12 protein-coding genes are annotated in these 14,042 nt (G+C 45.9%); 8 read left to right on the top strand and 4 right to left on the bottom strand.

Translation table 11 applies throughout. The features are described from left to right. Positions 1 to 100: 100 nt before the first annotated feature. From AC5FXQ_RS19390 to rpsF, 4 genes are all read right to left on the bottom strand, one after another. Positions 101 to 1,084, bottom strand: coding sequence for a GSCFA domain-containing protein (locus AC5FXQ_RS19390; RefSeq protein WP_493604063.1), 984 nt, complete (start codon positions 1,082 to 1,084; stop codon positions 101 to 103). Between the two features lie 172 nt (positions 1,085 to 1,256). Further along, the gene (gene rplI, locus AC5FXQ_RS19385) at positions 1,257 to 1,700 is read right to left on the bottom strand and encodes a 50S ribosomal protein L9 (RefSeq protein WP_493604062.1); all 444 of its coding nucleotides are present in this window, start codon (positions 1,698 to 1,700) and stop codon (positions 1,257 to 1,259) included. A gap of 12 nt (positions 1,701 to 1,712) precedes the next feature. Continuing rightward, positions 1,713 to 1,964 (bottom strand): 30S ribosomal protein S18, encoded by a 252-nt coding sequence (rpsR, locus tag AC5FXQ_RS19380; RefSeq protein ID WP_007652662.1) that lies wholly within the window; start codon positions 1,962 to 1,964, stop codon positions 1,713 to 1,715. Continuing rightward, the gene (gene rpsF / locus AC5FXQ_RS19375; protein ID WP_007652664.1) at positions 1,964 to 2,332 is read right to left on the bottom strand and encodes a 30S ribosomal protein S6; all 369 of its coding nucleotides are present in this window, start codon (positions 2,330 to 2,332) and stop codon (positions 1,964 to 1,966) included. The genes rpsR and rpsF overlap by 1 nt, the downstream gene beginning before the upstream one ends. Before the next feature lie 611 nt (positions 2,333 to 2,943). Between rpsF and AC5FXQ_RS19370 the strand changes: the two genes are divergently transcribed. Genes AC5FXQ_RS19370 through AC5FXQ_RS19335 form a run of 8 tightly spaced genes read left to right on the top strand, consistent with a single transcriptional unit; the run spans position 2,944 to position 14,041 of the window. After that, positions 2,944 to 4,176: a cytochrome c3 family protein gene (locus AC5FXQ_RS19370; protein WP_493604061.1), complete on the top strand. Its 1,233-nt coding sequence runs from the start codon at positions 2,944 to 2,946 to the stop codon at positions 4,174 to 4,176. Between the two features lie 38 nt (positions 4,177 to 4,214). Next, positions 4,215 to 7,217, top strand: a complete 3,003-nt coding sequence (locus AC5FXQ_RS19365) for a TAT-variant-translocated molybdopterin oxidoreductase (RefSeq protein WP_493604060.1) — start codon at positions 4,215 to 4,217, stop codon at positions 7,215 to 7,217. Positions 7,218 to 7,237: 20 nt separating this feature from the next. Beyond that, entirely contained in the window at positions 7,238 to 8,656 is a 1,419-nt protein-coding gene (gene nrfD, locus AC5FXQ_RS19360) for an NrfD/PsrC family molybdoenzyme membrane anchor subunit (RefSeq protein ID WP_493604059.1), read from the top strand. A gap of 2 nt (positions 8,657 to 8,658) precedes the next feature. Continuing rightward, on the top strand, positions 8,659 to 9,183 hold the full coding sequence (locus AC5FXQ_RS19355) for a DUF3341 domain-containing protein (protein ID WP_493604058.1): 525 nt from the start codon (positions 8,659 to 8,661) through the stop codon (positions 9,181 to 9,183). Then, on the top strand, positions 9,183 to 9,815 hold the full coding sequence (locus tag AC5FXQ_RS19350) for a c-type cytochrome (RefSeq protein WP_493604057.1): 633 nt from the start codon (positions 9,183 to 9,185) through the stop codon (positions 9,813 to 9,815). The genes AC5FXQ_RS19355 and AC5FXQ_RS19350 overlap by 1 nt, the downstream gene beginning before the upstream one ends. Before the next feature lie 26 nt (positions 9,816 to 9,841). Next, positions 9,842 to 11,113, top strand: a complete 1,272-nt coding sequence (locus tag AC5FXQ_RS19345; RefSeq protein WP_493604056.1) for a quinol:cytochrome C oxidoreductase — start codon at positions 9,842 to 9,844, stop codon at positions 11,111 to 11,113. Between the two features lie 24 nt (positions 11,114 to 11,137). Beyond that, the gene (locus tag AC5FXQ_RS19340; protein WP_493604055.1) at positions 11,138 to 12,196 is read left to right on the top strand and encodes a cytochrome c oxidase subunit II; all 1,059 of its coding nucleotides are present in this window, start codon (positions 11,138 to 11,140) and stop codon (positions 12,194 to 12,196) included. Between the two features lie 18 nt (positions 12,197 to 12,214). Beyond that, positions 12,215 to 14,041, top strand: a complete 1,827-nt coding sequence (locus tag AC5FXQ_RS19335) for a cytochrome c oxidase subunit I (protein WP_493604054.1) — start codon at positions 12,215 to 12,217, stop codon at positions 14,039 to 14,041. The last annotated feature ends 1 nt before the right edge of the window (position 14,042 follow it).

The following is a 14,042-nucleotide window of genomic DNA, read 5'->3' as shown; positions in this document are numbered from 1 at the left end:
GCACTCTATACCTACGGGCATGGATTGCAAAAGTATGCTTAGGGCTTCCGGATTATAGAAGTGGAAAAGTAGGAGTGGGGTTTAGATCACCTGCCGGACATTAGTTTGTTATGAGCTGCTGTGTGAGGCTTTGCTCTTCTGGGGTGGTATCAATGCTATACCTGTGGCTAAGGTACAGGAGCTGGGTAATCGTGTTTTTAAGGAACTTCTGATGTGCTTCGGAAGCAGGATGAAAAGGCCGGTGGGACAGTGCACGTCTTATCTTCTCCCACTCCTGCAGAAATTCTTTGAACTCCTGACCCAAATAGGCCTGCACGAACTTGTCCCAGATATAGTCTTCCGCTACCTCGGTAGGATGTACCATGTCGCGCCCGTAGAAGCGGTAGTCGCGCAGGTCATCAAGCATGATCTCGTAGGCAGGGAAATACCGCACCTTCTCCTGATTTGCTGTCAGTAGGTGGCAAAGTACGCGCAAAATAGATTTGCTCACACTGTTAATTTCAATTGTTTCCTTGATATGTCGCACCGGGCTCACCGTCAGAAGTACCTGCAGGTTAGGGTTGAACTGTTGCAGCTGTTCAAGTGTGCTTTTCATGTCCTGCTGCAGGGTGTCGAGCGGAAGAAGCTCACGATTAAAGTTGTGTGCAGGGATTTTATGACAGTTTGCCACCACCTCACCTGAACTCAGCAGTCGATAGCCTACGGTTGTTCCCAGCGTGATTATCAGGAGCTTAGCCTGATGCAGCGCTGTGCGGGTAGTTGCCTGGAGGTCTGTGATGGTAGCTAGCAGCTCGTCGCGGCTGGGGGAGGAGAGGGAGGAGTGCAGATCGTAAGCGTACCAGATTCCATTGTGCTGCACCAGGTTCTGAGCAAAGTCCTGCTGCTGTCTCACAGCGGCACGGATTAGCTTGCCAACCGAAAGCGGATTGAAGATGGTCCCAAACGGATTGACCAGCACCTGCGCCTTGTTTTCACGCAGCCGCTTACCTATCACCTCTGCAAAGCAGGAGCCGATGGTGACCATCCCATCCTGTAGAGAAAGGTCAAGTCCGCTAGCGGGTACATGTACTTCAGTCCGGAACATAGGTATAGGTATAGGTATAGGTATAGGTATAGGTATAGGTATAGGTATAGGTATAGGTATAGGTATAGGTATAGGTATAGGTATAGGTATAGCGCAAATTAACCGGAAACGTGTAATAAAAAAAGCGCCCTGCTTTGAGGGCAGGGCGCTTTAAGTATAGTGTTTGCTAAGACTACTCAGCTACAACATTGAAGCGGATCTGGTGCTTCACTTCTTTGTGCAGGTTCAGTGTAGCGGTGTACTCACCGGCAGTTTTCACGTCCTGATCGAAAGAAATGCGCTTACGGTCTACATCGTGACCTTTAGCCTTAAGAGCCTCAGCGATCTGGTTAGTAGTAACCGAACCGAAGATTTTGCCAGTCTCACCTACTTTAGTAGGGATTTCCAGCGTGATGTCTCCGATATTGTTAGCAAGCTCCTGTGCGTCATTCTTGATCTTCTCAACTTTGTGAGCAGCCTGACGCATGTTTTCTTCAAGAACTTTTCTGTTCGTTTTGTCAGCCAGAACTGCCAGACCCTGCGGGATCAGGTAGTTGCGGCCATATCCTGGCTTTACAGTAACGATATCGTTTTTGTAACCAAGGTGCTTAACGTCATCTTTAAGTATTACTTCCATGTTCGTCCCTCCTTATTTTAAAGAATCAGTTACATAAGGTAAAATAGCCAGGTGGCGTGCACGGGCAACAGCCTGAGACACTTTACGCTGGAATTTCAGGCTAGTGCCTGTCAGTCTTCTTGGAAGAATCTTGCCCTGCTCGTTCACGAACTTAAGCAGGAAGTTACCGTCTTTGTAGTCAATGTACTTGATACCGCTCTTCTTGAAGCGGCAGTATTTCTGACGGTTTTCTTGTTTGTGTACTCTTTCGTTAACTAGGCTCATTATGCTTTAACCTCCTCTTTTTTAGCCTGTGATTTAAACTCACCTTTTCTTCTGCGCTCGTTGTAAGCAATTGCGTGCTTGTCAAGAGCTGTAGTCAAAAAGCGAACAACTTTTTCGTCGCGGCGATAAGCCAGTTCAAGCACATCAATTACAGTAGATGGGGCCTTAAACTCGATGAGGTGATAGAAACCAGTAGATTTCTTCTGGATTGGGTAAGCAAGCTTACGTAGACCCCAGTTCTCTTCGTGGATAATTTCGGCGCTATTTTCCTTAAGCACCTGTCTGAACTTCTCGACCGTTTCCTGCATCTGCGTCTCGTTCAACAGAGGCGTCAAGATGAAGACCGTTTCGTAATTTTTTAATTCCATTTGGTTATGAGAATTTTTTTGTTTTAGGGTGCAAATATACAGCAATGATTCTGTAATACAAAAACTTGCACCAAATAAATGTTATGATCAAGAGCTCTTTTTGCCATCAAGGTAATGCGGTCAGTTAAATCAGGAGCATTGTAATAACATCAGATGCCCATAGGACTTAGTAATTCTGCTTATCCTATATATATAAGGTGTACCTAAATCCGGGAAAACAGGGAGGGTTGATGAGTAAAAATCAGGAGAAAATTAAATGAAAGGTAACGACAACAAAATCAGTGGTTTATGAGTTCAAAGGTGGGTGCCGAAGAGAATGCGGATTAAGCAAGAGAGAATAGGATAATTTGGTACAAAATGAAGAGAGGAAAACTTGTGTTATTTAGAATAATTTTAAATAAAAAAGGTGATTCTGATAAAATAATGCAGAAAATGCCCTATGAATGATTGTACTGAATGGGTTATTGTGTATAGGGGTAAAAATAAGCATATAATATTTGATTAATGGGTTTCAGGTAGTAGATTTGTGCCCGTAAAGTAAATTCACCATTATACTAAACACAAGCGTCCTGGCTATGATTAGCTGTATACAAAGAGCAAAAACCAAATTCTTGATTGCCTTCTTGTTTGCCTTGGCGGCCTCTTTTGGAGTGTCGACTACAGGTTATGCACAAGGCGCAAGTCTGCCTGTAGATGATGCAGGTATTGTAAGTGCAGGCGAGTCCCTGTATAAGAACAACTGCGTTGTTTGTCACTCTGTGGGAAGCGATGTAGTAGTTGGTCCTGGTTTGAAAGGTATCAATGAGCGCAGAACGCAGCCTTGGTTGATCAGTTGGATCAAGAACTCGCAGGCATTGATCGCCTCTGGTGATAAAGACGCAATCGCGATTTACAACCAGTTTAACAAGCAGGCGATGCCTTCCTTCAATTTCTCTGATGAAGAAATTGTGTCGATGCTGACGTACATTAAGGCTTCTGAAACTGCCGTAGCTGAGACCACTGGTCCTGCAGGTGGTGCAGAGACTGCTCCAGGTGAAAACGTTGGTACTGATGCAGTTGGTGCAATCGGTGGTTATCTGGATATTGTATTGGTAGTGCTGATCATTGTATTGATCGTGCTGGTTGTGACGCTTCTTTTGATCACATCAGTATTAAAGAACTACCTGAACAAGAACAAGCAACTTGATGAGTACGATGCTGAAATTGTAAACCAGCGTTTTGACTTCTCCAAGATATATAAGTCTAAAGCCGTACGTACGCTGGTAGTGCTGATCTTTGTGATTGTTCTGCTGGATTTGGCTCTTGAAAAAGCAATGGGTATCGGTATACAGCAGGGTTATGCTCCGACACAGCCGATCGCCTTCTCGCACAAGCTGCACGCAGGTGAGCACCAGATCGACTGTAATTACTGCCACACTACTGTTTATGAAAGCAAGAGTGCCAGTATCCCTTCTGCTAATATCTGTATGAACTGCCACAGCCAGATCAAAACAGAATCACCTGAAATACAGAAGATATACAGAGCTATTGAGCGTAATAAGCCAATCGAATGGGTACGTATTCATAACCTGCCTGACCTGGCTTACTTCAATCACTCACAGCACACCCAAGTAGGTGGCGTAGAATGTCAGACCTGCCACGGTCCTATTCAGGAGATGGAAGTGGTGTATCAGTACTCACCGCTGACAATGGGCTGGTGTATTGACTGTCACCGCGAAACTCCCCTTAACACAGAAGGGAATGCATATTATGACAACCTTGTGAAGCTTCATGAAGCAAGCACGAAGTCTGCTTTCACGGTGTCATCAAATGGTGGTAACGAGTGTTCTAAGTGCCACTACTAATTAATAAAAATTAAGGATTCGAGTTTTCTAGATATAATATGCAAGACAGAATAAAATACTGGAAAGGAATAGAGGAGCTTGAAAATACTCCTGAATTCGCGAAAAACGCTCATAACGAGTTTCCAGAATTCCTGCCGATAAACGAAGCCAAAGGCGAGAGCGAGTCAACTGGTATGACTGCTCCACGCAGGGACTTCTTAAAACTGCTAGGTTTTGGTCTGGCTGCCGCTACATTGGCTTCATGTGAAGCTCCTGTAAGAAAGGCAATCCCATACCTGAACAAGCCGGTTGATGTTGAGCCAGGTGTTGCAAACTGGTATGCTACTACTTATTACAACAACGGTGACTACAATAGCGTGCTGGTTAAGACACGTGAAGGCCGTCCAATTAAAGTAGAGCCAAACCCAAGCTCAACACTTACCCCAATAGGTACAAGCCCTAAAGCTCAGGGGTCTGTACTTAGCCTGTACGACAACAACAGACTGCGTACCCCGCTTATCAAAGGTAAAGAAGCTAAATGGGAGCAGGTAGACAGCGAAGTTCGCGCTGCCCTTTCAAATGTGAATGGCAAAGTGGCTTTCGTTTCCTCTACAGTAATCAGCCCATCAACTAAGCAGCTTATCAATGAGTTTGGTTCAAGACTGGGTAATTTTGAGCATGTAGTGTACGATGCCAACTCCGCTTCTGCCCTGATAGGTGCAAACGGTGGTACTGTTCCAGGATACGACTTCAGCCGAGCTAATATCATTGTAAGCATCAGCGCTGACTTTTTAGGTACCTGGGTCGCGCCGGTTCCTTTCGCTAAGCAGTACATCCAGAACAGAAAAGTATCTGCTGACAAGCCAAATATGTCCCGTCACTACCAGTTCGAGACAATCATGTCGTTGACTGGTGCCAATGCTGACATTCGTGTTCCGATCAAGCCTTCTGAAGAATTGGCAATCGTAACTGCGATCTATAATGGTTTGTCTGGCCAAGGTGTGCATGCACCGGCTAACGTTGATAAGAAAGCACTTGAAAATGCGATCAGAGACCTGCGTGCAAATAATGGACGTGCTCTGGTAGTATCAGGATCAAATGATCCGGCTGTTCAGACGTTGGTAACAGCTATCAACAGAGCGATTGGTGCAGAAGGTACTACCATCGATACAGCTTCTCCATATTTTGTGAAGCAGGGTAACGATGCGCAGATGCTGCGTCTGATCGAAGAAATGAACAATGGCAGTGTAGGAGCAGTATTCTTCTACAATGCAAACCCAGTATATGATCACCCACTTGCTGAGCAAGTAAAAACTGGTCTGGCTAAAGTTGGACTGAAAGTTTCCTTCGCTGAAAGGGTGGAAGAGACTGCTGCGCTTGTAGACTACGTAGCACCAGACAACCATTACCTGGAGTCCTGGAACGACTACGAGCCAAAGAGGGGCTTCCTGAGCCTGGCACAGCCAGTAATCAGCCCGATCTTCATGACACGTCAGGTGCAGGACAGCTTGCTGGCATGGAGCGGAAACAATACATCTTATTACGATTACATCCGCAACAACTGGAGAAAAGGTGCTGCTGGATCAGACGAGCAGTGGGAGAAGGCTGTGCATGACGGCGTGATGGAGAACGGCACAAGTATGCTGGCTCTTAACACAGGTAATGCAAGCACTATGACGGCAGCTGATGCAGCTGGCAGAGCTCCAAAAGCAATTGCTGGTGGTAGAATTGAGGCTGTTGTTTACGAGAAGATCCAGATTGGTACTGGCTCTGAAGCAAATAACCCATGGTTGCAGGAAATGGGTGACCCGATCACGAAGGCTACCTGGGATAACTACATTATGATGCCTCGCCGCATGGCAGAGGAGATGGGTGTAGTACAAGGAAACGTATTGAAGGTAACCTATGCGAACGGGAAAACGCTTGAGCTTCCTGCGCTTATCCAGCCAGGACAGGCACAAGGTACAATAGGTATAGCCATGGGCTATGGCCGTGAGCTTGACTCCATGCCAACAGCCAAAGGACGTGGTGCCAATGCCTTCCCTATCGCTACGGTAGCTGATAACACTATTCTATTTGCAGGTGCTGTACAGCTGGAGAAAACAGGCTCTACTATAGAGATCGCCCAGATGCAGACGCACCATACAATCATGGACCGTCTGGTAGTACAGGAAAACACACTGGCTAAGTACCAGGAAAATCCGAAGGAAGTGACAGAGTATGTGCGCATTGCTACGCACGAAGGTCCTGCTAAGCCAGCGGCTATTTCTCTCTGGGAGGATTACGAGTACAAGAACCACCATTGGGGTATGGTGATCGACCTTAACTCCTGTATTGGATGTGGTGCCTGTACAGTAAGTTGCCAGGCAGAAAACAATATCCCGGTAGTAGGTAAGCAGGAGGTATTGAACCGTCGTGAAATGCACTGGTTGCGTATCGACCGCTACTACAGCGCTGTGGAGCACGAAGAGAAGGATTACAAGACAATGGAGGATCCAGCGGAGAATCCAAGTGTGATCTTCCAGCCGATGCTTTGCCAGCACTGTAACCACGCTCCATGTGAGACTGTATGTCCGGTAGCTGCTACAATGCACAGCTCAGAAGGTATCAACCAGATGGCTTACAACCGCTGCGTAGGTACGCGTTACTGCGCAAACAACTGCCCTTACAAAGTTCGTCGTTTCAACTGGTTTGCTTACGCTAACAACGACAAGTTCGACTTCAATATGAACAACGACCTTGGAAAAATGGTGTTGAACCCGGACGTAACGGTTCGTTCCCGTGGTGTGATGGAGAAATGCTCGTTCTGCGTACAGCGTGTTCAGCTAGGTAAATTGGAAGCCAAGCGAGAGAACAGAAGACCGGTGGACGGTGAGATCGTGACGGCCTGTGCCCAGTCTTGCCCTACAGATGCCATCATCTTCGGTGACATGCTGGATCCAGAAAGCCGTGTGTCTAAGCTACTAGCCCGTGAAAAAGGCGAGCGTGCCTTCCACGTACTGGAAGAACTGAACGTACAGCCGAACGTGACTTACCTGACAAAAATTAGAAACTTAGCTTAATTTATAAATTAGATAGCGCTATGCAGCACGTATCTCCGATAAGAGAGCCTCTGGTAACGGGGGGTAAAACATACCACGATATCACCGAAGATGTCTGCAGACAGGTGGAGGCCAAGCCCAACGCACGTTGGGCCGCAGCCCTTGCTGTAGCTCTTGTAGGCCTTGCTATTTTCATCTACTCAACTTATCGTACGCTTTGGTTCGGTATTGGTGAGTGGGGCCTGAACAAAACAGTAGGTTGGGCATGGGATATTACCAACTTCGTATGGTGGGTAGGTATTGGTCACGCCGGTACATTGATCTCAGCCATCCTTCTCCTGTTCCGTCAGAAGTGGAGAACTTCCATTAACCGCGCAGCGGAAGCGATGACAATCTTCGCTGTAATCTGCGCCGCGATGTTCCCGGTTCTGCACATGGGCCGTCCATGGTTGGCTTACTGGGTACTTCCTCTACCAAACACGTTTGGTTCACTTTGGGTTAACTTTAACTCACCGCTCCTTTGGGACGTATTTGCGATCTCTACTTACTTCTCTGTATCGCTGGTATTCTGGTACATCGGTCTGATTCCAGACTTTGCTACCATCCGAGACAGAGCAACTGGCCCAATCGCCCGTAGAGCATATGCATTCCTTTCTTTTGGCTGGACTGGTTCCGCTAAAGCCTGGTCACGCTACGAGACAGTATCGCTTATCCTGGCGGGTCTTGCAACACCACTGGTACTTTCTGTACACACGATCGTATCCATGGACTTTGCAACCTCTGTTATTCCAGGCTGGCACACGACCATTTTCCCTCCATACTTCGTGGCAGGTGCGATCTTCTCTGGTTTCGCGATGGTACTGACGCTGATGATCATCACGCGTAAAGTGTTCAAACTGGAAGATTACATCACACTGGAGCACGTGGAGTCGATGAACAAGGTAATTATCCTGACAGGTTCTATCGTAGGCGTGGCTTACATCACAGAGTTCTTCATTGCATGGTATTCAGGTGTGGAATACGAGCAGTACGCTTTCATTAACCGTGCTACAGGTCCTTACTGGTGGGCATACTGGTCCATGATGACTTGTAACGTAATCACGCCACAGCTTTTCTGGTTTAGAAGCATCAGAAGAAGCCTGACAGCTACTTTCATCATCTCTATCTTCGTTAACATTGGTATGTGGTTCGAGCGATTTGTAATTATCGTGACATCACTGCACAGAGATTTCCTGCCTTCTTCCTGGGCGATGTTCTCACCAACCATTATTGACGTTGGTATCTATGTAGGAACAATCGGTTTGTTCTTCACACTGTTCCTGTTGTTTGCCAAGTTTTTCCCTGTAGTGAACATGGCGGAAGTGAAAGCTATTCTGAAGTCTTCTTCAGAAGTTAAGCATCATCCACATGGCACAATGCACGGTACTGATAAGGATTCGCACACTAATACACATCCATAGCAATGACTAAAAAATTCGTTCTAGGTATCTACGATGATGAGGATGTCCTGCTGCAGGCCATCGAGAACGTCCGGGCTGCCGGTACTAAAATTTACGAAGTTTTTTCGCCGTACCCGATCCACGGTATCGATGATGTATTAGGTATCAAGCGTTCAAGACTTCCGATCGTAGCGTTTTTCTGCGGTTTGTTCGGAACTTCCTTTGCACTCTGGATGCAGATCTGGATGCTGGGTTTTGACTGGCCAATGATCATCGGTGGTAAGCCACATATCGCGTTGCCATCTTTTATCCCTGTTACATTTGAGCTTACTGTACTGTGTGCTGCATTTGGTATGGTGATCACTTTCTTCATTGTAACAAAACTGAAGCCTTCATTCAAGGTGAACGTTTTTGACAAGCGCTCTACAGACGACAAGTTTGTGATGGCGATCGAGGTTACAGAAGGTGTGACTGATATGAATGCACTGAACGATCTACTTCGTTCTAACGGCGCAATTGAAGTTAACGAGAAGGAGGTAATCAAATAATGAAAGGTCTATTAAATTTAGGTATTAAAGCCTCTGCCATACTATTCTCAGGCGCAATGCTGGTAGCCTGTAGCAATGAAAAAGATCCAGGTCTTGAGTTTGCTCCAGACATGTATCACTCTATACCGCTGGACCCTTACTCGCAGGTAAAAGAAAACCTTTACAACCCGGGCGGTATGAACATGCGCGAGCCTGCTCATGGTACAGTTGCCCGCGGCAAAATGGGCTACAACATGTACCTGTCGAAAGACGAGGCTGAAGTAGCAGGTGTTGAGCTGAAAAACCCTCTGGAGTACAATGACCAGCACTTAGCAGAAGGCCAGGTTTTATATACTCGCTTCTGTGCTTCATGCCATGGTGACCAGGGTGATGGACAAGGTTTGGTTGGACAGAAATTCAAAGGTGTGCCATCTTACTCAGCAGGACGTGTTGCAGAACTTCCAGCTGGCCATATTTACCATGTGATCACAAATGGACGTGGACGTATGATGCCGCATGGTTCACAGGTTAACCCGACTGAACGTTGGAAAATTGTAATGTATGTGCAGCAGTTACAGGGTGGTGAAGCACCAGCACCTGCAGCTGATGAAGCAGAAACTACAGAAGAATCAGGTACTACACCTAATAACTAAGTCTAAGGCATAATATCAAAAGGATAATGACAGAAGAAAGACTCATCATTTCCAGAAAAACGAATAACAAGTTTTTCTTAATGATAGCTATAGGTGTTGTACTACTTATAGCTGGAATCATCATCGCTGCCATGGGCGGAGGCGATGCGCATCATGCTGAAGGGCATGGTGAGGCTGCAGCAGCTAGCCATGAAGCAGCCTCTTGGCTAAAAAGGCTCTATGTAAACCTTTGGTTAAATAATGTATACTTCACAGGTATAGCACTTGTAGGTGTATTTTTCGTTGCCGTACAGTATGTGGCTTATGCCGGATGGTCTGTACTGATAAAGCGTATTCCTGAAGCATTGGGCTACTATCTACCAATTGGTGGTGCAGTAATGCTGATCGTGTTCCTGCTCGGTGGTCATGATATTTTCCACTGGACGCATGACTATCTTTATGATGTGAACGACGAGCGTTATGACCCAATAATCGCTGGTAAAGCCCCTTATTTGAACTTCTGGTTCTTCCTGATCAGAATGATTGCTTACTTCGTTCTTTGGATACTCTTCTTCAACTGGTTGAGAAGAAACTCTCTGAATGAAGATTTGAATGGTGGTACTTCCTACTATCACAAGAGCATTCGTATTTCTGCGATGTTCCTGGTAGTATTCGGTGTTACTTCTTCTACATCAGCATGGGACTGGGTACTTTCGATTGACACACACTGGTTCTCTACTATGTTTGGCTGGTATGTGTTTGCAAGCTGGTGGGTATCTGGTTTGGCAGCGATCACATTGACAGTGATAATCCTGAAGCAGAATGGTTACCTGAAAATGGTAAATGCAAACCACCTGCACGATTTAGGTAAGTTTGTATTTGCATTCTCTATCTTCTGGACATACATCTGGTTCTCTCAGTTCATGCTGATCTGGTATGCAAACATTCCAGAAGAATCAATCTACTTCATTGAGCGATTAGGTGGTAACGGCGGACACTTCAAGTGGATTTTCTTTACTAATCTTATTGTAAACTTTGCATTCCCGTTCCTTGTTTTGATGACAAGAGATGCGAAGCGTCAGATGATCATGCTCAAAATCGTTACGATTGCAATTCTGGTTGGTCACTGGTTAGACTTCTATCTGATGATGATGCCAGGTACAATGCGTGCTGATGCAACTATTGGATTTATTGAGATCGGGACAACTCTTATTTTCCTTGGGGTATTCTTACTTACCTTCACAAAAGGTTTGGCTAAAGCTTCGCTGGTGCCAGTAAATCACCCATTCCTGGAAGAGAGTGTTCACCATCATGTTTAGAGATCATACTAAAAGCGTTATATAATGATTACGTTCGCCATAGGTTTATCCATAGTCCTGTTATTAGTTATCCTGTTCCTTTTATTCAGGATCGGGACGCTAGCCTCCATCTTTAGAGGATCGACACAGCGTGCTGTCGGAACCACCAAAACAAGTAACAAAGTAAACAGCCTGTTGCTGCTCCTCTTCCTGATTGGAGGAGGTGCGGCATTCGCCTGGTCTTTTGCCGATTCATGGGAGAACATGAACCAGCCGCTTGCCTCTGTGCATGGCGCCTGGACTGATAGCCTTTTCTGGACTACCATGATCGTAATCGGTATCGTGTTTGTGATCACGCAAATTCTACTTTTCTGGTATTCTTATAAATACCAGCATAAAGATGATAAGCGTGCTTATTACTACCCACACAACAACAAGTTAGAGATCGTTTGGACAATGATTCCTGCTGTTGTGATGGCTCTGTTGGTATTCGCCGGTTGGAAAACATGGGCAAATATCACAAGTGCTGCCCCCGCCGACGCTGTTGTGGTAGAGGTGATGGGTAAGCAGTTCAGCTGGCTTGTTCGCTACCCAGGTGCAGATGGTAAATTGGGTGAGGCTAGTGTAAACTTCATCGATGCTACAAATGAAATGGGTGTAAACTTCAGCGATCCTAATGCAATGGATGACTTTATGCCACGTGAGATTCACGTACCTAAGGGCAAACCAGTGCTGTTGAAGATTCGCTCAAGAGATGTAATTCACAGTGTATTCCTTCCGCATTTCCGTGTTAAAATGGATGCAGTGCCAGGTATGCCAACCAAGTTCTGGTTTGTGCCTAGTAAAACAACAGCTGAAATGCGTACTGAAACAGGGAACCCTGAATTCAACTACGAATTGGCCTGTACTGAAATCTGCGGCCGTGGCCACTTTGCGATGCGCTTTATTTTGGTGGTTGATGAACCTGAGGAGTACGAGGAGTGGTTAGCTTCACAGACACCATTTATCGAGCAAAATCCACAGCTTCTAACAAAGTTCACCCACGATTCAAAAGATCAGGTGGTGCTTGAGAAGAGTGCAGAAGAAGTAAAAACAGAGTTGTAGCATTAAACTTAATCAACAATGTCGAGTACAGATATCTCTCTTAATAAGGATGTGCATCATGCCCACGACGAGCATGATCATCATCACGACCAAAACTTCTTTGAGAAGTACATCTTCAGCCAGGACCACAAAGTTATTGCGAAGCAGTTTCTTTTTGCAGGTATCTTCTGGGGCTTTGTAGGTGGCTTCCTGTCTATTATTTTCCGTTTGCAGCTTGGCTGGCCTGAAGCAACATTTACTTTCCTGGAGCCTATTCTGGGTAACTGGATCGTAAATGGAAAGCTAGACCCGGAGTTCTATCTGGCGCTGGTAACTATGCATGGTACCATTATGGTGTTCTTCGTGCTTACAGCTGGTCTGAGCGGTACATTCAGTAACTTCCTGATCCCGTTGCAGATTGGTGCCCGTGACATGGCATCTGGTTTCATGAACATGCTTTCTTTCTGGATTTTCTTCCTGGCAAGTGTAATCATGTTTATCTCTCTGTTTATTGAGACAGGTCCTGCTGCGGGTGGTTGGACAGTTTACCCACCATTGAGTGCACTTCCACAGGCAATTTCAGGCTCAGCTATGGGTATGACGCTTTGGTTGGTAAGTATGGCTTTGTTCATTGTATCTCAGTTGTTAGGTGGTGTAAACTACATCACAACTGTGATTAACCTGAGAACCAAAGGCATGTCGATGACGAAGTTGCCACTCACAATCTGGGCCTTCTTCCTGACTGCTATCCTGGGTCTGCTTTCATTCCCGGTTCTGTTCTCTGCTGCACTACTATTGATATTCGACCGTAGCTTCGGTACAAGCTTCTACCTTTCTGATATCTATATCGCTGGAGAGGCTCTTGCACATACTGGTGGTAGCGCCATTCTGTTCCAGCACTTGTTCTGGTTCCTTGGTCACCCAGAGGTATATATCGTTATCCTTCCAACATTTGGTATTGTTTCTGAAGTAATCGCTACTAACTCTCGTAAACCAATCTTCGGTTACAGAGCCATGATCGGTTCCATGCTGGGTATCTCATTACTATCATTCGTAGTATGGGCGCACCACATGTTTGTAACAGGTATGAACCCATTCCTGGGGTCAGTTTTCATGTTCCTGACGCTAATTATTGCGGTACCTTCTGCGGTGAAAGTATTTAACTGGATTGCTACCCTGTGGAGAGGTAATATCCGTTTCACAACAGCCATGATGTTTGCGATCGCCTTCGTTTCGCTCTTCATCTCGGGTGGTTTGACAGGTATTATTCTGGGTAACTCTGCACTGGATATACAGCTGCACGACACATACTTTGTAATTGCTCACTTCCACCTAGTGATGGGTGCTGCAGCGTTCTTTGGCATGTTCTGCGGTATATACCACTGGTTCCCTAAGATGTTCGGTCGTATGATGGACGAAAAACTAGGTTTTGTTCACTTCTGGTTGACATTCTTGTCTGCTTACCTGGTGTTCATGCCAATGCACTACATCGGTATAGCTGGCTTCCCAAGAAGATATTACTCTTGGACAGGTTTCGATGCATTCAACACCTTTACTGACCTGAACAGCTTTATCAGTATAGCGGCTATCATGGGCTTCGCTGCACAGTTGATCTTCTTGTTCAACTTTATCTACAGCATTTTCAAAGGTCGTCGTGCTACTGCTAACCCATGGCACTCAAACACACTGGAGTGGACAACTCCTGTTAATCCAGGACACGGTAACTGGCCAGGGGAGATTCCAACAGTATACAGATGGCCTTACGATTATAGTAAACCAGGTGCTGCTGAGGATTACATCCCGCAGAACGTACCTTTCTCTCAGACGCAGTCTTCAAACCTGCCGTACGAGAGGGATTTAGAATAGC

This window comes from Pontibacter sp. LHS1, from assembly GCF_058932855.1.
The sequence above is the reverse complement of the archived record's forward strand: the minus strand, read 5'-3'. Positions and strand labels throughout refer to the sequence as shown.

What these genes read in the sequence shown, in the direction of transcription:
- rpsR (WP_007652662.1), bottom strand. Translation starts at nt 1,964, where the DNA reads ATGAGCCTAGTTAACGAAAGAGTACACAAACAAGAAAACCGTCAGAAA.
- AC5FXQ_RS19350 (WP_493604057.1), top strand. Translation starts at nt 9,183, where the DNA reads ATGAAAGGTCTATTAAATTTAGGTATTAAAGCCTCTGCCATACTATTC.
- AC5FXQ_RS19390 (WP_493604063.1), bottom strand. Translation starts at nt 1,084, where the DNA reads ATGTTCCGGACTGAAGTACATGTACCCGCTAGCGGACTTGACCTTTCT.
- rplI (WP_493604062.1), bottom strand. Translation starts at nt 1,700, where the DNA reads ATGGAAGTAATACTTAAAGATGACGTTAAGCACCTTGGTTACAAAAAC.
- AC5FXQ_RS19345 (WP_493604056.1), top strand. Translation starts at nt 9,842, where the DNA reads ATGACAGAAGAAAGACTCATCATTTCCAGAAAAACGAATAACAAGTTT.
- AC5FXQ_RS19340 (WP_493604055.1), top strand. Translation starts at nt 11,138, where the DNA reads ATGATTACGTTCGCCATAGGTTTATCCATAGTCCTGTTATTAGTTATC.
- AC5FXQ_RS19355 (WP_493604058.1), top strand. Translation starts at nt 8,659, where the DNA reads ATGACTAAAAAATTCGTTCTAGGTATCTACGATGATGAGGATGTCCTG.
- AC5FXQ_RS19365 (WP_493604060.1), top strand. Translation starts at nt 4,215, where the DNA reads ATGCAAGACAGAATAAAATACTGGAAAGGAATAGAGGAGCTTGAAAAT.
- AC5FXQ_RS19335 (WP_493604054.1), top strand. Translation starts at nt 12,215, where the DNA reads ATGTCGAGTACAGATATCTCTCTTAATAAGGATGTGCATCATGCCCAC.
- nrfD (WP_493604059.1), top strand. Translation starts at nt 7,238, where the DNA reads ATGCAGCACGTATCTCCGATAAGAGAGCCTCTGGTAACGGGGGGTAAA.
- rpsF (WP_007652664.1), bottom strand. Translation starts at nt 2,332, where the DNA reads ATGGAATTAAAAAATTACGAAACGGTCTTCATCTTGACGCCTCTGTTG.